Source organism: Paenibacillus macquariensis, from assembly GCF_900156375.1.
Taxonomy (GTDB): domain Bacteria; phylum Bacillota; class Bacilli; order Paenibacillales; family Paenibacillaceae; genus Paenibacillus_AQ; species Paenibacillus_AQ macquariensis.
The window spans coordinates 76,989-102,238 of record NZ_FTNK01000015.1 but is presented as its reverse complement, the minus strand read 5'-3'; the positions used below and the strand labels follow the sequence as shown (position 1 = coordinate 102,238).

The following is a 25,250-nucleotide window of genomic DNA, read 5'->3' as shown; positions in this document are numbered from 1 at the left end:
GTCATGATGAATAAACCAAAAAGACTAATGGCAGGATCTAAGATTGCTATCATATCCCCATCGAATGGACTACCCATTGTATTTCCGGGTATCTATGAGCTTGGATTACAGAATCTCCAACATATCATGGGTTTTGAAATCATTGAAATGCCTACAGCGAGAATGTCCCAAGAAGATTTATATAGGAATCCGAAGTGGCGTGCAGATGATATCAATGAATGTTTTAAGAATGATCAGATTGATGGGATCATTACATCTATTGGAGGTTATGAATCGGTAAGGATTCTACCGTATTTAGATACAGAGATCATTATGAATAACCCTAAGTTCATCATGGGTTTTTCAGATGCCACGACTTTCTTGTCGTATTTTAATTTATTGGGGATGGTAACTTTCTATGGACCCTCTGTGATGGCAGGGCTTGCGCAGTTACAACATTTACCTGATGCAAACACACAACATATCAAGTCGATTTTGTTAGAAGATCATTATCCATACACATATCAACCTTTTTCGACATGGACAAATGGTTATCAAGATTGGGTTAATCCGAATACGTTGGGACAATGTAGAGAATTTCATAATAATGAAGCGGGGTGGACCTTTATTCAAGGAAATACAATAGAAACGGGTTGTGCATGGGGTGGCTGTATTGAAGTGCTAGAATTCATGAAGTCAACGGTGTACTGGCCAAGCGGATCCTTTTGGAGTGATAAAATACTATTCTTCGAAACGTCAGAAGAGAAGCCTACGCCGGGACAAGTAGGATATATGCTCCGAAATTACGGTATGCAAGGCATCTTCCAGCAGATTAAGGGCGTGATCTTTGGCAGAGCCAAAGATTACTCAAATGAAGAGAAGCAAGAACTGTATCAAATCCTGTTAAGTGTCATCAGGGATGAATTTGGCGCAAGTAAGATCCCGATTGTTGTCGATGTAGACTTCGGGCATACGGATCCCAAATTAATCATCCCCTTAGGTGGATTAGTGCAGCTAAATCCTACAACAGGAGAAATAGTTCTCATGGAAAGTCCATTTGCCTAAATAGGAAACTAGAAAGAATAAAGAAAGCTATAGAAAGCTATAGAAAGCTATAGAAAGCTATAGAAAGCTATAGAACGCTATTGAACAGGAACTGTTAATTGAGAGTACGCCATAGGCGTGCTTTTTTTTCATTCCATTAACTTGATGCTGTGTCTGTCGTGAATGCATGTGACCACGCCTTTTTCAATTGTAGAATGCCTCGCTCCATATCACATACATCCATTCCTCCGAAGCCCATATAGATTCTAGGGAGTGATTTACTTGAATGTAATCCCGCATACTGTGAACCGTATACCCGAACGCCTTCGGATAAAGCCAATTCTATTAACTGTGATGCACTGTAGGATGTATTGACGGTTAATTCAATGTGAAGTCCGGCATGATCCCCTTGGATGTGGATATGATCTGAGAAGTGTAGTGCGAGTAACTGTGTTAGAGAGGCATGTTTCTTACGATAGACATGTCGAATCCGTCGGATATGGCGATACCAATGACCGCGTTCTATGAATAGGCTCATGGCTAATTGGTCAATACGCGATGGGCTGGAGAGAATGTGTTCCATCGTTTGCAATTTCTCCAATAGAGAGAGAGGGAGAACCACATAGTTCATGCGTAACGCAGGTGTAAATGCTTTGGAGAATGTACCCGTGTAAATCACGACGCCCTTATGATCAAGCCCTTGAAGTGAGGGGATCGTTCTGCCGGTATAGCGGAATTCACCATCGTAATCGTCCTCAATAATGTACGCGTGATGGTGATAGGCGAAATGGAGCATTTCCATTCTGATATTGTAGGGCAAAGGATGGCCTGTAGGACGCTGGGAGGGTGTAACATAGATAGCCTGGATATTCTGATCCTCTAATTCAGATATCGAGAGTTGATGATCATGAAGAGGGACAGGCACGATATTCCAACCATGTTGGGTAAAGAGATCTCCAACCTGAGCAATGCCATCTTGTTCGAAGGCAACGTTCATAGGCGAAGAAAAGAGTTGCGTGAGGATATGAATACTATAGGAGATACCCGATCCGATCACGATTTGTTCAGGTGAGCACGATACGCCTCGAGAATTTTTTAGATAGTGAGTGAGTTGCACGCGTAAATCGTATTCGCCCTTAGGGTCTCCATATTGGTGAATGGTGCCGCCGCTTAGGGAAAGAGCATCAGTCAAGACAGATCTCCAAGCGGATAGCGGGAAAGAATGGCCATCTACCGCCAATAGATCGAAATCGACCATATTATTTGTTGATGTTGGAGCGGGTTCATTACATGTCGGTGAGCGATGCGTAAGCGTGGTGCTGTTATGATCTCTAAGATCTTCCAAGGTCTGAATCGATTGAGGATTGACGACATAGAGACCGGATCGAGGTTTACTAAGAACGTAACCTTCTTCTAGTAGCAGGTGATAGGCGGTTTCAATGGTTGTTTTGCTAAGAGAAGACTGTTGACGAAGAGAACGGATAGAAGGTAACTTCGTACCATCTGTGATGTCATTGTTTTGAATAAGCGCTCGAATATGTCTATATAACTGCATATATAACGGACCTTGCCCATCTTGCGGTAGCATAATATCGAACATGATAACCTCAATCTGACCTCTATTATATTTGAATAACTGTTACTTTTTAGGAGGTCAAATCCATTATAGACTAGGCATTAGAAGTACATCAAGAACGCAATAGAAAGAAGGAGTCCTATGTCTCAAATTGTTCATATTGTGATTGAGCAGATGAATGCGCAACTTGAGAAAGTCGTTAATGGTGTGCAGCGTTTATCGGAAGAAGAGGTCTGGTTGAGATTAGCCCCGAACATGAATAGTGTTGCGAATCTATGTATTCATTTAGCTGGGAGTGAGTATCAGCACTTTGTTAGTGGGTTGGGTAATAAACCGTTTATAAGAGAAAGATCGCAAGAGTTCGATCGGGTTGGTGGATATACGAAAGAGCAATTACTTGATCAACTTCAGACAGTTCGTAGAGAGTCTATTCAGGTGCTGAATGGCATTACGGATGAAGATTTACAAAGACAGGTGAAGATTTATTTCAATGGTGAGGATTGGAAGCGGATGAAGGGGATAGATGCTGAAGAATCGGAGCGATATGTAGTTAGATCCATTCAAAGCCATTTAGTATATATAGCAGAACATATGGGATATCATACGGGTCAGATCGTGTTAATCACCAAGTTGCTATTAAAGAGTAGTGCGACGCTTTAAGAATAGGAGTGGAGACTGTTGACAAGACTCGTTGAGGCAAGATTAGAAGCGTTAGGGATTGTACTTCCGGAAGGGAGCGAACCCTCAGCTAATTATATGAACTATAGCATCGTGAATGGATTGATCTATATATCGGGCAAAGGTCCGTCGGGTCATCCTAAAGGGAAATTGGGTAGTGATTATTCAACGAAAGAGGGGTATGAGTTCGCAAGACAGGCGGGAATAGAAGTGCTCGCAGTTCTCAAACAGGCGTTAGGCAGCTTAGATCGGGTGAATCGGGTCATTAAAGTTCAAGGGCTGATAAATGCGTCTTCCGAATTTGAGGAGCATCATCTCGTTCTGAATGGTTTCTCTGATCTGATGCAGGAGGTATTTGGTGAAAAGGGAATTCATGCTCGTTCAGTCATGGGCGCTGTGTCATTACGAGGGAATCTTCCACTTGTGGTGGATTCTATATTTGAGATTAACGAAGTGGGATTGGGAACCAGAATTAGTTGAATAGGCTATAGATGCTGAGAATAATTAAAAACAGCGCGAATCGTACCATTTGATGACTTAAGGTGATTCTTCCTTGTAAAAGAAATTCGTTCCTAACGGCACCTATTTGGATGAGGAAAAACCCGACAGTAACGAGCGTAATCCATGTAAATGTATGCCCAAGAAATAGCGATGTTAGCAGCACGCTAATACTACCTGTAATAATGAAAATAGAATTTGTCGTGGGAATGTTCTTGCCTTTCAGCTGAACCAAGCCCAATACAAGGTGAAATAGTGCGTAAATATAACTAACGCTCCAAACCACGATCATCATAATTACCTACCTCCTGAAAATAGTCTCGCACCGATTATTTTCTTAAAGTATGCTCGGGTCTATTCAATAATGACCACATGATCAATCCGAAAAGTACACCGGATATAGGAAATATTACGAATGAGATTGCAACTTCTCTAATAAATGCTTGAGCATTAAACCCGTTATCCAAAACAGATGCAAATAACGTATACAATACTGCAGTGGTTAATCCCCAATCGATGATCCCTCTTCTGATAATGAAGGAAGTCTTTCCTTTACGGATTAGCTTTTCTCTATGTGAGATCGTCATTTAAATCGCCTCGCTTTAATTTAGTGAGTATCAGACAAGTGTGTCATCATTAATCATCTTTCTTGTTCTTCAAATCTAGCTTGTTCTCTATTCTTACTAAGGTGTCTAATATTTCTCTGTTTATGTTTCGAATCATAAATATTAATAACCCAGCCTTGAAGTATCTTAAGCTGGGTTTAATGGTTTATTTTTTCTTATTGTGATAGTGATAACCTGTGCAAAGTCCTTTTTGTTTAGATTTTGCGGAGCAATTATGCCCGCCATTCTTATCGGTTCTTCCTGAATGTGCATAAGCAGAAGAGGAGATTCCTAGTAATACGGTCAAAGCAATGGATAATACGATAATTTTTTTCATGTACGCACCTTGAATGTGGCCTGTGACTCAGGCATATTAGATTTCTTAACTATTTTACAATGACTACCATACTTGGTGTATGGAGTTTATTCTAATAATTCTGGATTAAATTCCTTTTCCAACTATAAGTAATTGTCCACCGTTAGTTATAAGTTCCTATGTGTCTTCTCATCAATATAGATCTCAAGCGCTTTAATTCCCCGACGAGCTAGCTTGATAAATAAAATTGAACAATAAATTCCGATTACAATAAGCCCTACATAAATGATTAACAGAAAAATAGGGAATATTGTGAACCACTCAATGGCGTGGGACATGCTATCCATTAGAAATCACTTCCTTTCTGATTGCGTAATAAGCGTACATCGATTTAAGTAACATTATAAGCGATAAATCAGGTGATAAGGGTAAATTAACCATATGATAAAATAAATGACTGATGTAAGAGATAATTGAAATCGATTTGTTCACAAGAAATAACCCGGACTTCGCCCGGGTTATTTCTTTAACATATAAATGCCTGAGGAGGGAATGCCTACGACAAGTATTTGAGAATGACGCGATAGATAAGTACTGCTGCTTCGGCTCTTGTCAGTGTCTGTTCAGGACGGAGGGTGTTACTATCGCCTTGAATGATTCCTTCCTTGACCAATAGTGCAGCACTTTCCTTGGCATAGTCTGCAAGCCTCGCTGTATCGGTAAAACCACTAAGATCAGATACACTGCCGATTTTCAGTTTATCCAGTTTTAAGGCTCTAGTTAACAGTACCATCATTTCTTGTCTAGAGATAAACGCTTGGGGTTCGAAGCGATCTCCTCCAGTTCCAAGGGTGAGTCCAATCTTCTTAGCAATGCTCAAAGCGTCATAATAATAAGAATTGGATGCAACATCCTTAAAGTTGGTAGTTGCACCACCTTCGAAACCGAACACTCTCACTAGGAGTAGAACGAAATCAGCTCTTGTGATGTTTTTCCCTGGCTCGAAAGTGTGATCCGTAGTTCCTTTGATAATCCCTTTGGCTGCAAGATACTCAATAGCGGTCTTCGCCCAATCAAAGCGTGCACCTATATCGCTAAATGAAGGGGTCTTATCCGGTTGCTTAGTCTCAGGCACGGGAACAGGGACTGGGTTCGTGCTATTACCCGAAGATCCGGAGCTTCCGTTGCTTGAGTTGCCTGTACCCGAACCACCACCAGTTGAATCCTGTGTTGTAACAACTCTGATATTACTGATCTTAGACAGGTTACCTGCTGCATCATAAGCGACGACAAAATAACGATATTTCGTATTTGGCATTAATCCGCTGTCCCTGAATTCTGTTTTGTCTGTCGTTGTGATTAGGGCGTCATCACGATAAACCTTGTAGCCTACAACCCCCTTATTATCAGAAGAAGGAGTCCATTTAAGCTCTATGGCTGTGTTGGATATGGCTACGGCCTTCTCTATGGTCGGTTCCATCGGCGCCTCAGTGTCTACAATGGTCGGTGACCACCAGTTACCTGACACCACCATCGCGCTTAACAATCGAAGCGTGTTACCGAAATAAACGTCTTCATCCGTAGAAAGCTTCACATTATGATCCCACAAACGGTTAAGCCAATTTTGGTTCTTTGCATCTAGCATTGCAGCAACCATCATTGGAGTGGAGAATGAATTATCACTATACTCCTCTAATGGTTCTGAGCCATCCAGCTTGTAGCCGGCTAAGATTTGGCTTGGATCGTCGTTTGTCTTCTTGCGTATCCAATCGGTGAGCTTGTTCAATTGCCCCTTCGCCCGGGCATCTCCTGTTAGAAGGTAATCTGTACCGATGCGCCAAGGCGTACGAGAAGAATTATAGCTATAATCGCCGTCCGTTACCGACTCAAGGAATTCTGGCTCTGCGGGAACGTATTTCCCATCCTTCTTCACTACAAAGTCAGGAAGAAGTCCGGCATTAGGACTGAAGTTTGTGTAGAGTTCCTGAGTGATCGAATACGTCTTGTCGATCACGAGGTCCCAATTGCGATCTCCCGTTACATTACGGAAATCTCTCAGGTGTTGAAGCATAAAGTCGGATGGACGTGTCGCGGTTCCGTACTTGGGATCGCTGTCATCTACCCAATCGGCTAGTTTTAAAGTCCACTCGGTATGATTGACGTCGTTTTCCATAATGGCATTAATCACTTTTTTAGCTTCTGCTAAATAATTGATTTCTCCACCGCTTCCCCACTGGCTATCCGCTAGCAGTAAAGCGTATGCAATGTCCATATCTCCATCTGTAGCGGAGTCAACACCGTCGACATCAACGATGTCCTGGCCTGTGTCACCCTGCTTCCAAGCCATCAGGTCAGGGTTGATGCTACTCGGATGAACTCTAAAGTAACGGTACAATCCATCAAAATAAGACTTGGCTTCTGGATCATGCCCTGCCATATTAGCGGTAATTAACATACCGTAGCCATGCGCTTCAGAAACGGTAATCGCATCATAATCGACATCGAGTTCATCGTCATGTTCCTTCTCGAACCAATCGCCATCGGCATACCACACATAGTATTGAGCAGGGTCCGATTTCTTAAGATACGGATTAGCTTTCAAATATTTCTTCTTCCAATCATCAAATAAACGGGCCACGGTTGCATCGATTTGTGCTTGTGGCTGATGATTTGGTTTAATCGAGCCAGAGACTAAGCTCGTATGCTGAGGGAACGGTCTAAGCGTAGCTGCTCCTGTGGAAGAAGGCTTCGTCTTCAGACGAACCTCACTTGTAGCAAGTGATTCTGCTCCGCTCTCGTTCACGGCCTTCACCGTGTACAGATATTCCGTATTCGGATCTAATCCGATATCGGAATAGGAGGTTTGCGGGGTCTTTCCAACGAGAACGCCATTGCGGTATACATGGTAACCCTTTGGCTTGTTACCGGAAGACGCGGTCCATGTCAGGTCAATTTGGAAAGGAGATATTGCCTTACCACTCAACTGAGTGGGAGCTGTAGGAGGTTCAGACCCTGATGGATCTACTAGTGTGCTGACTTCTACTTTGTCGGAATTGTCTCTAGTACCTACGGACTTGATGATCAAATTGTATTGAATTGCTGGATTCAAATTCTCGATGGTTAAGCTGTATTGTGTCGTATTCGCTTTAACCTGTTGATAGACACTCCAGTGTTTGCTGACTTTATCATCCTTCTCATAAATTCGGAAACCTCTTACAGGTTCCTTGCTAGATGAAGGTGTCTTCCAAGTGAGAATAGCTTTATTGCCTTGTAGTTCAACCTTAGCCTCAACCACGGGATCTGGTTTGGTGTCTGTCCGTTTAATGCCGTAATGATCGTATACTTTCAGACCATTTTCGTCATAGCCTGACTTACCTTCATCTTCAACGGCTGCCGTCATAGCATCAAATTTTAGAACCTGATCCGAGAGGGACACATCGGTAAACATTTTCTTCTCAGGTTGTTTGTCGATTGCCGCGAAGTAGTCGTCGTAAGGAATTGGATTACCATCCTCATCTAGAATTTCCTCTGGTTCGCCGTCTTCTCCAATTTGATACTGGTTATTCTTATAATAAAACTTATTTCCGAATGCATTCGACATAAGGTAAACCGTTCCTTTGGGATTGATGACGTTGCCATCATCGTCTTTCTGCAACTCCGACGGATCGATAACTTTGTCGCCATACATTTGGAAAGACCTCATATACATATGATCGTGGGCCTCAAATACCATATCGATTCCGAGCTCGTCAAATACGGGAATCAGATTTTTTTTGTAAAATTGAACGCGTTCATCTTCCCATTGAGCTGAATTATCACCAGCTGCATAAGGCGATTTGTGGAACATGACGAATTTCCACTTCTTATCTGACTTCGCAACCGTATTTTGCATCCAGGTCACTTGATTCCAAAATTGTTCTTTCTTGTCGTCATCCCAATCAACTTTGCTGCCATCCTCACTGATTTTTCCGTCAAATTGTGAGTTGAAGACCATATATAGTCCGTCACCGTACTCGAATGAATACACGGATCCGTCGTGCGTAGCATCTACAACTTTGCGAGGTAAGTTGAAGTGATTGTAAAAGTTATTGTTCGGTGTTGTCTCATCGCCGTCCCAATCTGAGATTTCATGTCCACCAAGTACTGGAACATATGGAACGTTTAATAAAGGTTCCTGCGCCAGACCTAGCATCCACTGCCATTGCTCTTCGAGATCGCCGTTATCGACCAAATCACCGGCACTGATAAGGAATTTAGGATCACCGATGTATTTGTTTGCTTTCTTGAATGTGTCCGCCCATGGCTCGAACTCTGATTCGCTCGAAGCCTGTGAATCGGAACCAACAATAAATCGATAGGGTTGTGGAGTAGCTGTATCTGTCATGAAAGATCCGATAGCACTCCACTCTGTGCCATTACCTACACGGAATTTGTATTGCGTTCCAGGTTTTAAATGATCAGCAATCACTTTATGGCTGAAGAACGTTGTTTTGTCCCCGGAGGATCTGTCATCCTGGGTCATATAAGTAGAAATTTCATCTGCAGTGCCAATATACTCTGTTGCCCCTTGGGGGAATATCCCACCTTGTATCTGGGAGGATTCAGCAACTTGTACTTTCGTATCGGTCATGATATCTGTATACCATGCTAATGCAATGCTCGTTTTTGGGTCACCATTAAAGGCCATATTAATGAGCTTCGGCATATTTGGTGAATCCTGTGCTGTGAAGCTCCATGTGATATCACGAACGATTGGACTATGATCTACACCTTGAATGGCTACTTTCGGTATCGTAACCGTGTAAGTTGTGCCGTATGTCAAAGCGTCATGTTCGATCGATAGAAGATCATCTTTCACATTAAATTGTAGACCTGGAACTTTTTGATTCTGGGCATCGACGACAGTAATGGCTGTGTCTGCTGCCAGAGATATCTCTTTATTGAATTTGACAACAAAAGGCGTGTTTACGGATACCTTCTTAGCGCCATCTCGAGGGAGATGCATTAGATCAATCGTAGGCTGAAAGGGCACTTTTCCCGGGATCGGTACGCCCTCCACAGAAATGTTCCGAATTCTGCTAGATCCGCCTCCGCCAATGCCGTCTGGATGTTCTTTAGTGTTGGTTGCTTTATTCGAGTTAACGAGCCAACGAATATATAATAATTCCTTATCGTCTGCATCTGGAAGCGGAAGCTTGTTGAGTTTACATGTATTATTCGAGCACTTGTAGCTTGATGAGGTATTCATCTGAATGGTGCCGTTTAGCACATCAGTCCATGTGGAACGATCCGTACTGATCTGCACTTTGAAATCGTTTGGGCCTGAACCAGACGAATTCTGTTCGGAGGATAACGTAATATCCTTGTAGGTGGCCGTTGAAACGGTCGCCAACCAATATTTCTTATCCTGGCCTTCATCCCAACCTTGATAGCTGATATCTTGTTCATCTTCATCGTAGTATTCGAAACTACCGCCTATGTTCTGAAGGATAGAGGACGATTGGTATAGACCTCCCGTAGCAAGGTGGATACCATATTCACCCTCATCCTCGAACTTCCATTCCGATAGCACAGTTACCCCTGTGGAGAAATCCGCTGGATCTGCGTTCGTTCCACTGGCATATGTAGCGCTCGGTAATGACCACGGAATCAGCAAGAAGACCATAAAGAGGAGGGCTGCTCGGTTCAAATATGTTCTAATTTTATTCTTTAATCGCATGTTGTATCCCCTTTCACAATAGTTAAAGCGCTTAAACTTTTAGAAAGTAACGTTACCCGAATCTATTTGTCGATAAGTGATATCTCCCTTCCTCAGAGATGATAAGATCCTGTTATTAAGATCCCCTCATTGCTAAATATAGCGCATGGACTCACCTCTATTCTCGAATTATCCTTTCGGAAATTCATTGTTTTCTACGTTTATTGCTATTATTTAAGTAGGGAGTGAACATGTGCTATAAATTTAAGTGATTAAATTAGTAATAGAGACTACCATTTCCACTCCCTTCAGTTACAATAAGAATAGGAACAGATAGCCAGGATTCCGGGGAGGTGCTTGCGATCCACTTCTATCAATCTGACCCTTTCTATATCAGCAGAGAGAGTAAAGCGAGCACAAGTATTCCGGTTGTACATTATCATGATGCTTATGAAATCCTCTACTTAATTTCGGGAGAGCTGTACTATTTTATCGAGAATCAATCGTATCAAATCGTAAGTGGTTCACTGCTACTTATTCGAAAGAGCGATGCGCATAAGTTGATCAATACAAACGGTGCGATCTTCGAAAGAGTCACCTTATTGTTCCAAGAAGAATACATATGCGACTTGCTAGCGGGCGAATCTGACTTCGATCCGCTGATCTCTTTCCGATCCGGTTCGAGTGTGATCCGCTTAAGAGGTTCAGAACAGGGCTTTGTTGAGGCGATATTTGAGAAAATGATCGTCGAACAAGCGACCGCATTGCCAGAAACAAACCTGTACCTCAAAATTATTTTAATAGAACTATTAATTTTCATACAACGTAAGAGAAACAGCAGTCAACACGCCAAACTCTCAACAGATCGAGTTCATCAACAAATTTCACGCGTGGTCCATTACATTAACCATCATTATGATCAACGTCTTACTTTAGAGGATATTTCTAAACGCTTTTACTTGAGTACTTCTCATTTAAGCCGAACCTTTAAAGAATCGACGGGGTTTACCTTTATTGAGTATGTGAATAACGTTCGAGTCAAACGTGCTTGCTACTTGTTGAAGGAGTCTAAATTATCTGTTACGGAAATCGCTGAACGTGTTGGATTTGAGAGTTCAACCCATTTCGGAAGAATGTTCAAAAGCATTGTGGGTCACGCACCCCTGAAATTCCGTCAATCGAACGAAGGGATGAATCGATCCTGATACATACGAGTCTGAAGAAGTTTAGGGATTTAGGGGCTGTTTCATAAAATTGTTCTTAAACATATATGCCCTAAATAAGATAGAGATGGGTATATATTTAACATAAAAGTTTAAGCGCTTAAATTAAATGATTGGAAGGGAGTAATTAGATTATAGGATATATCCTATTAAAAGTTAAAGCGGTTAAATTATTATCGTTATGTTGAATGGAAATAAAATAACAACCACCTAGGAGGAATTGTATGTATAAGGTAAGTGCTAAACCGGTTAACAATAAAATGAAATTTTTAGTTATCTTGCTTTCTTTTACCGTGATCGCTTCATTTTCGGGTCTATCTAGCCCGCTTCAATCGAAGGTCTTCGCTGATGAGAGTACGGTTCCTTCACAGGAGTATATCGATTCGAGTGAATCATTAGATGATTCATATGAGTTAAATACGGATGCATCATTATCTACAATAAATGAAGATTTGTTTAGCCAAGATGCCTTGGCCGCCGCAGCCATTAATCATGATGCTAATTTCTCGCCAGCGACGCTACAGTTCCTGAAGACGAATACGGGACTGGATGGAGAGCAGTGGGATAACATCATGAAGCTCGTCAATAAAGCAGAGCAAGACGAGCTTGATTGGACAAAGTTCTATGGTTATTGTGAGGATATCGATGATGAACGTGGATATACGATAGGCATATTTGGAGCTACAACAGGCGGTTCCAGAGACACTAGCCCTGATGGCCCAGCATTGTTCAAAGAATTTGATGCTGCCAGTGGAGCTAGCAATCCATCGATTCAAGGCGGATTGACACGTGCTGGCGTTAAAGGAACGATGAGTGGGTCTATTTTAAAAATTACCGATAGTAATAGTGTTTTCGTCAAAAAAATTAATGCACTCCAAAAAAATGCTACATGGAGAGAGGCAATGTGGCGCACTTTCTATAACGTATATATCAAATATAGTGTGCAGCAAGCGAAGAATCACGGATTTAATTCTGCCCTGACCATCGGATCGTTCGTCGATACAGCGCTAAATCATGGAGCATCTGGTGATTCTAATAGTCTCGAAGGCATACTCTCTCGGTCTGGAAACAGCACCAACGAGAAAACCTTCATGACCAATTTCTATGCCAAACGTACCTTAATCGTAGATACCAATGAATACAATCAGCCACCCAATGGCAAAAACCGTGTGAAACAATTTAGTACTCTTCTAAGCTCAGGAGAGACAGATCTGAAGAACGCCGATGCCGCAGTTGTTAAAGCGACTAGCTGGATCATGAAGTAAATAAAAATCGCATGCCCAGTGATGCTGGGCATGCGACAAATTTCGTTCTTTGGATCAAATATAATTAGGATTTCAGTTCATCTAAACGAACGGCACGATGCTCACGAGCTGATATATTGGATGCTTCCATGAGCTTCGTTAACGCTATGGCACATGCAATGTTCTCATCTGCCAATGTATTCTGCTGAATATGCGTAATCCATTGTTCGAAAGCGCTAATGTGATTGTTGGGTACCGGTATTGTTACCCATTCATGCTTATATTCTTCTCTTTGGGATGTCCGAATGAGCAGCTTGCCATCAGGTGTTCCGTATAATAGGGTTCCATCCGTGCCATGAACTTCTATCGTAAATGGAGAGAAGTTATTTGCAAATCCAGCTTCCACCACGCCGACCGCACCAGAAGGGGTTGATAATAACGCAACAGCATTATCTTCTACCTCTTTGCCTGTAATATAACCAAATTGTGCATTGACCTCAACAGGTTCCTGTCCTAAGAACAAACGTGTCAAATACATAGGGTGACATCCAAGATCAATTAGCGCACCACCATGACATGCTTCTAACTGGTAGAAATGCTCTGGCAACCAGCCTGCGGTGGCTCCATTATGAGATAGACGAACACGAACATTCGTCACCTCTCCCAGTAGTCCTTGCTTCAATACATCTTGAATCGCAAGTGTATATCCGTCATTTAATCTAGGAAGGGAAACTGTCAATTTCACTTGTGCCTTGTCAATCGATGTTAGAATTTCATTGACTTCATGTAGTGTAGGGGCAATGACTTTTTCTGTGAAAATATGTTTGCCCGCCTCAGCTGCTTTAATCATTACCTCATGGTGCATGGATGTAGGCGCATCTACAATGACAGCATCGATCTCCTCACACTTCAGCATCTCATCCAGTGAATCAAAGAAAGGTACCCCTTGTTTCTCGGCTGCTGCTTTCCCACGTATAGGGTCTTCGTCCCAGACTGCAACGATTTCTGCATCAGGATGTTCTTGGGCTTGTTTGGTGTAATCCCATGCATGGACATGCCAATAACTTATTTTTCCAATTCTTATCATACGATTAGTTCACCTCTTGTTAGATTAATCAAAATATACTGTTGTTCCAGTTCGTGCTGATTCGTAAATGGCTTCAAGTATTTCAGTAACTACGAGGGCCTGCTCTGCCTTAACCATTGGCTCTGTGTCATTGATGATGCTTTCAATCCACAATCGACATTCTCTGCCGGCTTGGCTTTCGGATTTCCCATCGAAATAAGCAACGCCACCACCATTTAATTCTGGCTTTTTGGTAAATAAGTGACCGAGTTCCTCGCCGTTGATCCGCAGACCGTCTTTCATGTCTGCTCCGCCTTCAGTGCCACATAACGTAGCCTGCGCTTCACCCACATCTAACGTATTTAGTGCCCAGCTAGCTTCAAGTGTAACAGTGGCCCCATTATCCATTGTAATAAATCCGAATGCAGAATCCTCTACAGTAAATAGTGATGGGTCCCAAGGTCCAAAGGCATTAGCTGAATCCTTCTTGCTGCCCAGCTTGTGATACACATTACCTTTGACACTTTTCACTTTGTAATTGTCCATTAACCATAAAGTAAGATCCAGCGCATGGGTTCCAATATCGATCAACGGTCCACCGCCTTGTTCATCTTCATTTAGGAATACGCCCCATGTAGGTACAGCGCGTCTTCGAATGGCATGTGCTTTAGCGAAATAAATTTCACCTAATTCGCCTCGTTCACATACCTTTTTAAGAAGAAGAGAGTCTGGACGATAACGATTGTCGTAACCGATAGACAATTTTTTACCTGTGCGCTTAGCTGCTTCAAGCATTAATCTTGCTTCGGCAGCCGTCTTAGCCATAGGTTTCTCACAAAGCACATGTTTGCCTGATTCTAATGCATCGATGGTAATGAAGGAATGCGATTTGTTCGGCGTGCAGACATGGATTACTTCAATACTTGTATCTTTCAACAGTTCTTTGTAATCCGTATATATGTGTGCGCTTTCAAGGTTGAATTTCTTAGCCGTCTCTATTGCGCGATCTTCAATGATATCACATAGAGCAACAATCTCAACATTCGATTGGGCTATTAAATTAGGAATATGCTTACCATTAGCGATTCCCCCAGAGCCAATGATTCCTACTTTTACGATTCTTTCAGCATGTTGTGTCATATAAGATTCTCCTTTGATATGTTATAGAATGCCTATTAAATATTGTAAGCTTAGCTCAATGCTCTTCAGTTGCGGAAGATCGAACTCTTCTTGTTCTACGGTATACCATTCAATATTGTATTGCTTAGCTATGTTAGTAATGCTATTAAAATCTATAATTCCTGAACCAACTTCTATATTCTTTTTCTCTTCCTTACTCTTCATATCTTTCATGTGCAGGATCTTACAACGTTCCTTGTATTGTTGGATGAAGTCAATAGAATGAAGACCCGCATGTTCTACCCAGAATGTATCTAACTCCATAAATAAATGATCGGATTCTGTATGTTTCATCAGTAGATCGAGCCCATATTCACCCTCGAATTTCTGGAATTCAATATCATGATTATGGTAACCGAACTTTATCCCGTGCTCTTTACAGCGTTCGCCGATACGATTAAATTGTTCTGCCGTCCTTTTGTAACTATCAGCACTGTCACGCATCTCTTCAGGAAGACCTGGACAAATGATATAGGGACTTTGAATCTCGAGAGAATATTCAATCGTGTGATTCAGATTATGTTCAAGTTCTGAAATGCCAATGTGACTTCCCGCTGCCTGTAGCTCTAGCGTATCTAATGCTTTTCTTAAATCTTTAGCTGAAGTGCCGAAATATCCAGCGAACTCCACACCGTCGTAGCCGATTTGAGCTACCTTGCTGAGTGTCCCAAGAAAGTCTACAGCCGTTAATTCTTTAATTGAATAGAGTTGTAATGCGATATTTCCCATAAGGGTTCACTTCCTTTCTTGATACAAATAAAGTTACCAAATTCAGAGTAGAAGTAATACAATGAAGCTATTATAAAATATCAAATATTTGTCATAGAGGAGAGTATTGCATGACGGAAGCTTACTTTGAATCTAATCATTCACCTTCGGGTTCAGTACATTATCCTTATGAATGCATGATCCATACAAGCATGGGAAGCCGATGGGTTGCAACTGCACACTGGCATGTATATATTGAAATCCTATATTTCTTATCTGGACAAGCGAAAGTGTTCCTTGGCGGTGAATGTCATATTCTAAGTAAAGGAGACCTTATTCTAATTCATTCTCATGAGACGCATTCGATTTATTCGATGGACGTAGAAGAGGTCGCATATGTCGTTATTAAGTTTGATCCGGAGATCCTATATTCGACTTCGAGAACGATATTTGAATCCAAATACGTGCTACCGTTCACGATGGCGAAATCAACGAATCAAAGGGTTTTTACCGAAGAAGAAATCAGAGATACGCCCATTCCTGCACTCGTTACAGAGATTTATGAAGAGTTTTCTAGTGCGCAGTACGGGTTCGAACTAGCGGTTAGGACGTTAATATGTAGAGTGTTTCTGTGGTTCCTGCGGAAATCACAGGATACACAGCCGAATTGGGATGTGGCGCATTCACTGAAAGAAATGGATTTCAAAATGCTACAAAAGGTGTTTGAATACATTGATGACCATTACATGGAGGACATTAATGCACAGACTGCTGCAGGTATGTGTAACTTGAGTTACAGTTATTTCTCACGAAAGTTCAAAGCAATCATGGGTAAGACCTTTACGAATTATTTGAACTACATACGGATTACTGAAGCTGAGAAATTACTGCTGACGACAAATACGAGTATGACGGAGATTGCCTTGGAGGTGGGATTCTCCAATTCTAGTTATTTCATTCAGCAATTTAAGCAATATAAGAATATTGCGCCTCATCAATTTCGAAAAAAGATTAGTCAGGAAAATTCAGAAACCGCTGTAGAGAATCGTGGTTAGTCGATGTGCAAATACAAAGAGGGTGTCCCTAGCCATGATGGCTTTTGGGACACCCTCTTACGGATTAACGAGACAATTATTTCTTAATTCGATCTGGTAATTGATTAACATAACTATCAGACAGGTGGAGTAATTTCATCGCTTGTTCATATTCAGCTTCCGTTGCGGTTGCATTACTGTCCTCATCTCCTGCAAGAGGATAATGTGTGCCGTCCTCGTACCCATTCCCCGGAAGGAACAAGGCTTTGTCACTCAGGAAAGAGCCGGTAGGGAGATAGTATCTCTCAGGCAGTATATTTTCACTCTGATTCAGTAAATCCTGGCCGAAATGAATCTGTGAATCTAGCGACGCACCTACTAGATTAGCAATCGTTGGTAAGATGTCTACCTGTCCTCCTAGTTGTTCAAGAACACGTGGAGAGGTGATTCCAGTTCCACTAATAACGAGCGGAATATTAAGCATATCCTTATAACTATATTCATGTCCGTAAATTTCCTGCATCAAGTTCTCATCTTTACGTTCTAGAGAATACATAGGTAGACCCATGTGGTCTCCGTAAGTAATGATAAGACTGTTATCCCATACACCGTTCTTCTTCAAATCCTCGATGAATAATCCAAGCGCATAATCCGCGTAATTCTGAGCACGAATATAATCTCCTACGAATGTACCCTCATAACGTTCTGGTAAAGTCATTTTGTATTTGTCTTCTGGAATCGTGAATGGATGATGTGCTGTCATAGAAATGACTTGCGCATAGAAGGGCTCAGGTTGTTGATCCATTTCTTGTAGCTTCGCTGCGGTCTTATCATATAGGACTTCATCCGTGGCTCCGAAGAATACAACGTCTTCATCTTCAAAGAATTCTTGAGCATAATATTTGTCGAATCCAAGAGCAGCGTATAACTCTCTACGGTTCCAGAATTCCACATTATTCGTATGGAATGTTGCGCTCTGATATCCCTTTTCCTTCAACAGTTTAGGGAGACTCGGCAATTGCTTGTCGGGATAATTCTGTGTAGCAGCCCCGACAGCAGGGATGTAGAAAGATGTATTCACCATAAATTCCGCATCAGACGTATTTCCTTGCCCTACTTGTTGATAGAAATTAGGAAAGTAAAAGTTACTATTTGCTAATTTGTTCAAATTAGGTGTGATTTCTTGGCCATCGATCTTCAGATTAATCAAGAAATTCTGAAAGGATTCCAGTTGAATGATAATGACGTTCTTACCATCCGCAGCCTGCCAGTGGATAGGGTTAACTGGAACAGTAGCTCCTTTTAACTGGTCAATAGATTGTTGCGAAATATCAGCCATGGGAACCTGTTCCGTCTTATCTTTCGAGAAGATCGTATAAGCCTCATAGCTGAGAATTCCCATTTCCTTAGCCTGTGTAATTTCATTCATACTCGCACGATTCGGAAGCACATTGAAGAGGCAAACGATTAATGAAAAGATGAATAATACCGATACGGCACGTCTGCTTCCTTTATGGGCGATATGTCGTTTCCATTGCTTAAACTTGGTGTGGCGAAAAGAAAGTATGAAGAAGAGAATAATATCTGTAAAAATAAACAAATAATAAGGGGCAAGTAGTGAAAAGACACTATTGCTTACTGCGGTCACTTGATTAACTTGTTCAAGTGCATGATAGGTCACAATGACACCATAATATTTATAATACATAATGACGGCGAAGAATATGGCTGTTACAAGAAGATTAATGATCATATACCAGGTTAATTTACGCTTACTTGCGAACCATTCCACGAGGCTGAATAGCAGCCATACGAAGGGGATCTCTGTAAGTAATACTTTCCAAGGGAGTACCTCTCCAAAGGTAACAGCCCAAGCTAAATAACCTTTAAGTAATAAAATAATAGTGAATAGAACGAAAGGCTTCTTTAGAAGCCTCTTTATGGATGACCAAGACAAATGAATGACTTCCTTCCCATATGATGTATGAATATATGATTGTTTTATGAAAAGAATACAATACATTTAATTATGCTCTCGCTCACATAAGAAGTCAAAACCAGGTTTTAGGGTATTATAGTGCAAACTAAATGTGTCTTAATGTGTGGATTTATAGGAATTAATTAGGTAAAATGACCACATACAAAAGATTGAGTTAAATAATATAACACTCAATGTTATGTTTTTTTGGGGGTGAAGTGATGTTTCAGTGGCTGGGTTTTAAGACAGGGTTTCCATTGTGGTGGTCATATCGTTTGAACCACCATTTAAAGGATGATGTAGAAGATATTTTTGAAGGTATCGCCCACACACGGATGCATATTTTACATAATTGGGTAGAAGAATACTGGTCTTATCTTGATCGCCTACTTTTCCAGATGAGTGCGAATGGCATTCAATCTGAGAATATCGTAAACAGCACAGATGTATTAGATCGGCTATTTACAGCTTCCCACAAGCGTGGGGTGGCCTTTTCGGAACTCTTCTTATTAAATCAAGATTGGAAAGTTACATTCTCCACATATCCTAACCATGTCGGGTTTTCTTACATGGATGAACATACCGTTACTGCAGGTCTTCAACAGTCACATCTGAATCAGAAGTGTCTATTTGGCCCTTATGCGGATTCATTAACGCTCGATATTGGTCCAAGTACTTCGAAGTTTCATGATGAGATGTCATTGCTCTATATTCTGCCTATTGTTGAAGAGGGAATATGGAAAGGTGCACTGTGTGGACGAGTTCCAAATGACGTTCTCGGAGATCTAATTCAAAGAGAGTCAGGTCATGTATATCCCGATTCAGGCGACAATTATATATTTATGGCGAGACCTATATTGAATAAACATATTATACCGGGAACTGCATTGTCGCGTAGCCGGTTCGAAGATGTCACTTTTACACATGGAGATAACCTGAAAGAAGGCGTAAGAACGGAATATGGCACCGTACGCGTGAAGCATCACACGGAATTGGAGTTAATCTTCAAAGATCCTGCAACAGGGGAACTTCACCCAGGTGTCGCTAACACGATTAACAACGGAAGTAATCTATTTGTAGAATTTCCTGGGTATTCAGATTATAGGCACATTCCTGTCATTGGCAAAGGAGTAACATTTCAACTTCCCCACTGCCCAGGTGTATGGGGCATGATGTGTGTGGGTGATCTAGAAGAAGTGTACCGAATTCGAAGTATGCGTTGGCAGATAAAGAAAAGCAATCTGATGGCTACTGTATCTGGTGTGATTCTCAATATTCTGATGTTTGTTCTATTATCCAATAATGTAACGCTACTTGTCGGAGCCAATGTGGCAGGCTTTATAAATCTTCTGTTTGGATATACAATCCTCATGATGATGGAACGTAGGGTGAGTAAGCCTGTTAGTTATTTGAGGCGTGTGAATCAATTTATTCGTATGAATGCTGAAGGGAAGGGCGATTTGACGCAACGTCTGCCCATTCAAGAATTCTCGAATGATGAGACAAGAGAGCTTGCGAAGTGGATCAATAACATGATTGATTCACTTGAGGGAATTATGATTCAGGTGAAGCAGGCTGCATCTGACGTGCAACAAAGCCAATTGCTTCTCAATGAGTCCACGTCCTCCACAGAAGTGTCTACAGAGCGAGTTAGTGGCAGGATCCTATTAATGATTCGCGGCATACGCAGCCAATTGAAGGACATAGATGAGGCTAAGGACGTTTCTCTTCTTATGAGTGCTACGCTTCGGGAGTTAGAGCAGTCTGCTTCACAACAAATTGCAATAGCGCAAGAAGAAGTAGAACATATTGGTGAGAAGATGCAACAAATCCAAGTGAAGGTTGATGAGAGTAACCGAACGATTAGGGACTTCATGGATACGACTCAGAACATTAGCCATCTTCTTCAAGCGATCGAGGGGATATCTTCACAGACTCACTTGCTCTCGTTGAATGCGTCAATTGAAGCGGCGCGGGCTGGAGAACAGGGAAGGGGATTCGCTGTAGTAGCTGGTGAGATTCGTAAGTTATCGGAATTAACGAATGGTTCAATCACTCAAATCAAAGATATTATAGATAGGATTAGTAGACAAGTTGGGGTTGCATTTCAGTCCATGGATGAAGGAACCGAATTGGTTATAGAAGGTGCCGAAATTGTCGCAATTGCTAAAGAAATCTTAAATAACGCGGGTAGTCATGATATAAGAAAAACAGAACTCGTTAATGAAGTAGTCACTTTGATGGAGAAGATTGCCGCGGTAAGTATTGAGAACCGGCAACTATCCAGTGAAGTGGAGCACACGGTTCATGATTTAGAGAATGACATGATGCATGTACGAAGTACCTCAGATCATGTGGAATCGATTACGAAGTCTCTGTTGCAATTGATGAATCAGTTCCAGTTGACGGATAGTACACGTAGGTAGATGTAAACATCGTGCATACCAATCTAGACTTATGTGAACTGAACTTGACCGTTGGAATAAGTGATTATACAAATAAGACACCTTACATACCAACTAAAGCTGGTATGTAAGATGCCTCATCAAGTATAAGTGAATTAGATAACGCCGTGAGCCAACATAGCATCGGCAACCTTAATGAATCCAGCGATATTAGCGCCAACAACAAGGTTTCCAGGATAGCCATAAGTTTCAGCCGCTTCCGCACTACTGTTATAAATATTAATCATAATCTGGTGTAACTTCTCATCGACTTCTTCAAACGTCCAAGCCAGTCTCATACTATTCTGTGACATCTCAAGAGCAGATACGGCTACGCCACCAGCATTTGCAGCTTTAGCAGGTCCGAATAGAATACCATTCTCCAAGAATACATCGATAGCTGCTAAAGTAGATGGCATGTTAGCACCTTCTGCAACGGCTTTAACACCATTCTTCACGAGCAATTTAGCTGCATCTTCATCGATCTCATTCTGTGTAGCACATGGTAGTGCGATGTCACAAGGAATTGTCCAGATATTCTGACAACCTTCGTGGTAAGTAGCAGTAGGATGTTCCTTAACATAGTCACTGATACGTTTTCTTTCTACTTCTTTAAGTCTTTGAACCGTTTCGTAATTGATACCACTAGGATCGTAGACATATCCGTTAGAGTCACTACATGCAACAACAGTTGCTCCTAGTTGAACTGCTTTCTGGATTGCGTAGATAGCTACGTTTCCTGAACCAGATACAACCACTGTACTTCCGTTTAGCGTAAGGTTCTGAGCTTGTAGCATTTCATTTACGAAATAAACAGTACCGTAACCTGTTGCTTCTGGACGTGCTAAGCTACCGCCGTAAGCAATACCTTTACCTGTAAGGACGCCTGCTTGGTTCCCGCCTTGGATTCTTTTGTATTGTCCGAACATGAATCCGATTTCGCGAGCTCCAACACCGATATCACCAGCAGGTACATCAGCATCTGGACCAATATATTTGCAAAGTTCTGTCATGAAGCTTTGTGTAAATCTCATGACTTCATCATCTGATTTCTCTTTCGGATCAAAGTCAGATCCACCTTTACCTCCACCGATAGGTAGACCAGTAAGGGAGTTCTTAAGAATTTGTTCGAATCCTAGGAACTTGATAATACTAGCGTTAACGGATGGATGGAAACGTAGTCCGCCCTTATAAGGACCGATTGCGCTATTGAACTGTACGCGATATCCACGGTTAACTCTTACTTGTCCTTGATCATCAACCCAAGGCACTCGGAACATAATAAGTCTTTCTGGTTCTACTAATCTTTCAAGAATCCCAGCTTTCATGTACTTCGGTTGTTTAGCGATAACTGGCACAAGAGAGTCAAGGATCTCTTTTACAGCTTGATGGAACTCTTCTTCATTCGGATTACGCTTTTGAACCGTTTCAAATACCCCGTTCACATACTCTTTAGCTGTTACTTCACTTGGTTCATTCACATGTAGGAATGTCATATAAAAATCTCTCCTCTATTAAACTTTTCTCTGTTTTTAAGAATTATACACTTTTTCTATACCACTTCAACACATTAATACACTAGCTTGACATATATTTTATTTTATTGGGGTGATAAAAACCTCTGATGATATAGAGATAATCGTGATATGATATAAAAAATACATGGGAACAGGTGATCTTATTGGTCGTACCCAACAACGAAAACAAGCAGGTGAAGGTATCTGTTCGACCCTTGGTCGAATATGTTTTTCGCAGCGGAGACATCGTATCTGGATTCCGTACTGCTGCTGCGCTTCACGAAGGAACTAGGATTCATCAACAAGTGCAGAAAATGTATAAAGAGGGTGATTTGAAAGAAGTATCCCTCAAGACAGAAATTCTATACGAGGATACGGTCTATGTCATCGAGGGTAGATGTGATGGTCTAATCCACTTAGAGAATGGCTGGATGGTGGATGAGATCAAATCGACCTCTTCGGACATTTCACATATGGAAGAAGGTCACGTCGTTCACTGGGCTCAAGCGCAACTGTATGCTTATATGGTAGCGAAAGAACAGGGACTTGGTCAAATGAAGATTCAGTTAACATATATTCAGGTTGTTACGTGTGAGGAAAAAAGGTTCAGAAAAGAACTTTCTTTTGCAGAATTAGAGTCTGTCGTAATGGAAATTGTGAGCAGATATGCTCCATATGCTTCCTTAAGGATAGTCAATGCACGCCGTAGAGATGAAAGTATACAATCACTCCCATTCCCATTTGACACCTATCGTGAGGGACAGAGAAAACTTGCAGGGGCAGTATATCAGACGATAAATGAAGGGCAGAAGTTGTTTGCAAAGGCACCTACAGGGATTGGGAAAACGCTCTCAACATTATTCCCATCTGTGAAGGCAATCGGAGAAGGATTGCTTCAGCAAATCTTTTATCTTACGGCTAGAACCACGACTCGAACGGCTGCAGAACAAGCATTTGAGTTGATGCAATCCAAGGGATTATGTGTACAAACTGTGACGCTGACGGCTAAAGATAAAATATGTTTTCAAGAAAAAGTCTCATGTCGGAAGGAAGATTGCCCTTTTGCAGATGGATATTACGACCGTCTTAATGGGGCGATCATGGATATGTTGTCGAATGAGACCTTGATGAACAGGCATGTGATTGAGCAGTATGCGCGAAAACATCAGCTGTGTCCCTTTGAGTTCTCGTTGGATGCAGCCTATGCGGCAGATGTGATCATTTGTGATTATAACTACATTTTTGATCCGCGAGTATCTCTAAAGAGACTATTCGAAGAGCGAAAGAAGAAGACGGTATTGCTCGTGGATGAAGCTCATAACTTGGTTGATCGAGGTAGAGAGATGTTCTCATGCGACATCGGAAAGACTGAATTTCTGGATCTTCAGAGAGGCTATAAGGGTAATAATGATCGAATACATGAAACATCTCGTGCTGTGAATCAATATTTCATCCGTCTGAAAAAAGAATGTGGCGAGGGTAAACGAAAGTTGTGGAAGGAGCTTCCTGAAGAACTTATCGCTCTGTTGGACCTCTTTGTGCAAGAGGCTGAACAAGAACTCCAAGGGAGTGCAATGATAGATCTCGATTCTCGCCCAATGCTATTAGATACCTACTTTGCAGCACAAAATATGATTCGAATATCCAAATTATATGATGAGCGGTATGTGACTTATGCGGAGGTTACTAGAAATAGTGTCATTATCAAAATGTTCTGCATGGACCCTTCGACCTTGCTCGCTCAAGCAAGTAAGGGATTCCGCTCGACGATATTCTTCTCGGCTACCCTTTCTCCCCTTCACTATTATCGAGATATGTTGGGCGCAGGAGAAGACGATTACAGTGTGACTGTGCCATCGCCATTTCATAGAGAGCAACTAGACGTACGAATTGAACCCCTCTCAACGAGGTTTCGGGATCGAGAGAAGACCAAAGATGAGTTAGTACGCATGTTGAGTCAGATGGTACGGGAGAAAAAAGGGAATTATTTGATCTTCTTCCCATCGTATCAATATTTGTATGATATATATGAGCCATTTATGTCGGACAATGCTGATCTGAGCACGATTATACAAGGTCCGGGTATGACGGAAGAGGAGAGGGAAGCATTCTTAGCGTCCTTCCGGTCAGATAATTCAGAGACGTTCATTGGATTTGCTGTGTTGGGAGGTATCTTCTCTGAAGGTATTGATCTACAGGGGGATCGACTGAATGGCGTAGCTATTGTGGGGGTTGGATTACCTCAGATAGGCATGGAGCGAGACTTAATTAAGGATTATTTCAATGAGATCGGCAAGAACGGATACAACTATGCTTATGTGTTCCCAGGTATGAATAAAGTACAGCAAGCGGGTGGAAGACTCATTCGTTCGGAACAAGATACAGGTATTCTAATGTTAGTGGATGATCGATTCATGCAACGCCAATATCAAGATTTATTACCGGAGGAGTGGAAGGGATAGT

18 protein-coding genes are annotated in these 25,250 nt (G+C 41.7%); 8 read left to right on the top strand and 10 right to left on the bottom strand.

What is annotated here, in order from left to right; genetic code table 11:
• Nucleotides 1–3: 3 nt before the first annotated feature.
• The gene (locus tag BW961_RS21935; RefSeq protein ID WP_244556024.1) at nt 4–1,044 is read left to right on the top strand and encodes a S66 family peptidase; all 1,041 of its coding nucleotides are present in this window, start codon (nt 4–6) and stop codon (nt 1,042–1,044) included.
• A 136-nt stretch (nt 1,045–1,180) separates the two neighbouring features.
• Here the strand turns inward: BW961_RS21935 and pdxR are convergent, their stop codons facing one another.
• On the bottom strand, nt 1,181–2,623 hold the full coding sequence (gene pdxR, locus BW961_RS21930) for a MocR-like pyridoxine biosynthesis transcription factor PdxR (protein ID WP_068583626.1): 1,443 nt from the start codon (nt 2,621–2,623) through the stop codon (nt 1,181–1,183).
• Nucleotides 2,624–2,740: 117 nt separating this feature from the next.
• Here pdxR and BW961_RS21925 point away from each other — a divergent pair, with 117 nt between their 5' ends.
• Complete coding sequence (locus BW961_RS21925) at nt 2,741–3,259, top strand: DinB family protein (protein ID WP_068583629.1); 519 nt, start codon at nt 2,741–2,743, stop codon at nt 3,257–3,259.
• 18 nt (nt 3,260–3,277) lie between these two features.
• Entirely contained in the window at nt 3,278–3,757 is a 480-nt protein-coding gene (locus tag BW961_RS21920) for a RidA family protein (protein ID WP_068583631.1), read from the top strand.
• On the opposite strand, the gene BW961_RS21915 is transcribed toward BW961_RS21920, so the two are convergent.
• From BW961_RS21915 to BW961_RS21900, 4 genes are all read right to left on the bottom strand, one after another.
• Nucleotides 3,750–4,070: a hypothetical protein gene (locus BW961_RS21915; RefSeq protein WP_068583634.1), complete on the bottom strand. Its 321-nt coding sequence runs from the start codon at nt 4,068–4,070 to the stop codon at nt 3,750–3,752. The genes BW961_RS21920 and BW961_RS21915 overlap by 8 nt on opposite strands.
• Before the next feature lie 34 nt (nt 4,071–4,104).
• Entirely contained in the window at nt 4,105–4,362 is a 258-nt protein-coding gene (locus BW961_RS21910; RefSeq protein WP_068583637.1) for a hypothetical protein, read from the bottom strand.
• Between the two features lie 184 nt (nt 4,363–4,546).
• Nucleotides 4,547–4,717: a YHYH domain-containing protein gene (locus tag BW961_RS31985; RefSeq protein ID WP_139331714.1), complete on the bottom strand. Its 171-nt coding sequence runs from the start codon at nt 4,715–4,717 to the stop codon at nt 4,547–4,549.
• A 535-nt stretch (nt 4,718–5,252) separates the two neighbouring features.
• Nucleotides 5,253–10,415, bottom strand: a complete 5,163-nt coding sequence (locus tag BW961_RS21900) for a glycosyl hydrolase family 8 (RefSeq protein WP_068583642.1) — start codon at nt 10,413–10,415, stop codon at nt 5,253–5,255.
• A gap of 332 nt (nt 10,416–10,747) precedes the next feature.
• On the opposite strand from BW961_RS21900, the gene BW961_RS21895 reads away from it, so the two are divergent.
• A complete protein-coding gene (locus BW961_RS21895) occupies nt 10,748–11,599 on the top strand; it encodes an AraC family transcriptional regulator (protein ID WP_082867409.1) in 852 nt (283 codons plus the stop codon).
• Nucleotides 11,600–11,841: 242 nt separating this feature from the next.
• Nucleotides 11,842–12,882 carry a chitosanase gene (locus BW961_RS21890; protein ID WP_082867410.1) on the top strand — a complete coding sequence of 347 codons (1,041 nt, stop codon included), beginning with the start codon at nt 11,842–11,844 and terminating at the stop codon, nt 12,880–12,882.
• A gap of 64 nt (nt 12,883–12,946) precedes the next feature.
• On the opposite strand, the gene BW961_RS21885 is transcribed toward BW961_RS21890, so the two are convergent.
• Genes BW961_RS21885 through BW961_RS21875 form a run of 3 tightly spaced genes read right to left on the bottom strand, consistent with a single transcriptional unit; the run spans nt 12,947 to nt 15,835 of the window.
• Nucleotides 12,947–13,948 carry a Gfo/Idh/MocA family protein gene (locus tag BW961_RS21885; RefSeq protein WP_068583645.1) on the bottom strand — a complete coding sequence of 334 codons (1,002 nt, stop codon included), beginning with the start codon at nt 13,946–13,948 and terminating at the stop codon, nt 12,947–12,949.
• A gap of 24 nt (nt 13,949–13,972) precedes the next feature.
• Complete coding sequence (locus BW961_RS21880) at nt 13,973–15,067, bottom strand: Gfo/Idh/MocA family protein (RefSeq protein WP_068583648.1); 1,095 nt, start codon at nt 15,065–15,067, stop codon at nt 13,973–13,975.
• Nucleotides 15,068–15,088: 21 nt separating this feature from the next.
• The gene (locus tag BW961_RS21875) at nt 15,089–15,835 is read right to left on the bottom strand and encodes a sugar phosphate isomerase/epimerase family protein (RefSeq protein ID WP_068583651.1); all 747 of its coding nucleotides are present in this window, start codon (nt 15,833–15,835) and stop codon (nt 15,089–15,091) included.
• Between the two features lie 110 nt (nt 15,836–15,945).
• Here BW961_RS21875 and BW961_RS21870 point away from each other — a divergent pair, with 110 nt between their 5' ends.
• Nucleotides 15,946–16,869 (top strand): AraC family transcriptional regulator, encoded by a 924-nt coding sequence (locus BW961_RS21870; protein ID WP_068583654.1) that lies wholly within the window; start codon nt 15,946–15,948, stop codon nt 16,867–16,869.
• A 76-nt stretch (nt 16,870–16,945) separates the two neighbouring features.
• On the opposite strand, the gene BW961_RS21865 is transcribed toward BW961_RS21870, so the two are convergent.
• A complete protein-coding gene (locus tag BW961_RS21865) occupies nt 16,946–18,805 on the bottom strand; it encodes an LTA synthase family protein (protein WP_068583657.1) in 1,860 nt (619 codons plus the stop codon).
• A gap of 242 nt (nt 18,806–19,047) precedes the next feature.
• Between BW961_RS21865 and BW961_RS21860 the strand changes: the two genes are divergently transcribed.
• Complete coding sequence (locus BW961_RS21860; RefSeq protein WP_068583661.1) at nt 19,048–21,252, top strand: methyl-accepting chemotaxis protein; 2,205 nt, start codon at nt 19,048–19,050, stop codon at nt 21,250–21,252.
• A 134-nt stretch (nt 21,253–21,386) separates the two neighbouring features.
• Here BW961_RS21860 and gdhA read toward each other — a convergent pair whose 3' ends face one another.
• On the bottom strand, nt 21,387–22,766 hold the full coding sequence (gdhA, locus tag BW961_RS21855; protein WP_068583664.1) for an NADP-specific glutamate dehydrogenase: 1,380 nt from the start codon (nt 22,764–22,766) through the stop codon (nt 21,387–21,389).
• A 185-nt stretch (nt 22,767–22,951) separates the two neighbouring features.
• Between gdhA and BW961_RS21850 the strand changes: the two genes are divergently transcribed.
• On the top strand, nt 22,952–25,249 hold the full coding sequence (locus tag BW961_RS21850; RefSeq protein WP_068583668.1) for a helicase C-terminal domain-containing protein: 2,298 nt from the start codon (nt 22,952–22,954) through the stop codon (nt 25,247–25,249).
• The last annotated feature ends 1 nt before the right edge of the window (nt 25,250 follow it).

Excerpts from the sequence above, each read along its gene's own strand:
- BW961_RS21935 (WP_244556024.1), top strand. The coding sequence starts at position 4 with ATGATGAATAAACCAAAAAGACTAATGGCAGGATCTAAGATTGCTATC.
- pdxR (WP_068583626.1), bottom strand. The coding sequence starts at position 2,623 with ATGTTCGATATTATGCTACCGCAAGATGGGCAAGGTCCGTTATATATG.
- BW961_RS21925 (WP_068583629.1), top strand. The coding sequence starts at position 2,741 with ATGTCTCAAATTGTTCATATTGTGATTGAGCAGATGAATGCGCAACTT.
- BW961_RS21915 (WP_068583634.1), bottom strand. The coding sequence starts at position 4,070 with ATGATGATCGTGGTTTGGAGCGTTAGTTATATTTACGCACTATTTCAC.
- BW961_RS21910 (WP_068583637.1), bottom strand. The coding sequence starts at position 4,362 with ATGACGATCTCACATAGAGAAAAGCTAATCCGTAAAGGAAAGACTTCC.
- BW961_RS31985 (WP_139331714.1), bottom strand. The coding sequence starts at position 4,717 with ATGAAAAAAATTATCGTATTATCCATTGCTTTGACCGTATTACTAGGA.
- BW961_RS21900 (WP_068583642.1), bottom strand. The coding sequence starts at position 10,415 with ATGCGATTAAAGAATAAAATTAGAACATATTTGAACCGAGCAGCCCTC.
- BW961_RS21890 (WP_082867410.1), top strand. The coding sequence starts at position 11,842 with ATGTATAAGGTAAGTGCTAAACCGGTTAACAATAAAATGAAATTTTTA.
- BW961_RS21885 (WP_068583645.1), bottom strand. The coding sequence starts at position 13,948 with ATGATAAGAATTGGAAAAATAAGTTATTGGCATGTCCATGCATGGGAT.
- BW961_RS21880 (WP_068583648.1), bottom strand. The coding sequence starts at position 15,067 with ATGACACAACATGCTGAAAGAATCGTAAAAGTAGGAATCATTGGCTCT.
- BW961_RS21875 (WP_068583651.1), bottom strand. The coding sequence starts at position 15,835 with ATGGGAAATATCGCATTACAACTCTATTCAATTAAAGAATTAACGGCT.
- BW961_RS21870 (WP_068583654.1), top strand. The coding sequence starts at position 15,946 with ATGACGGAAGCTTACTTTGAATCTAATCATTCACCTTCGGGTTCAGTA.
- BW961_RS21860 (WP_068583661.1), top strand. The coding sequence starts at position 19,048 with ATGTTTCAGTGGCTGGGTTTTAAGACAGGGTTTCCATTGTGGTGGTCA.
- gdhA (WP_068583664.1), bottom strand. The coding sequence starts at position 22,766 with ATGACATTCCTACATGTGAATGAACCAAGTGAAGTAACAGCTAAAGAG.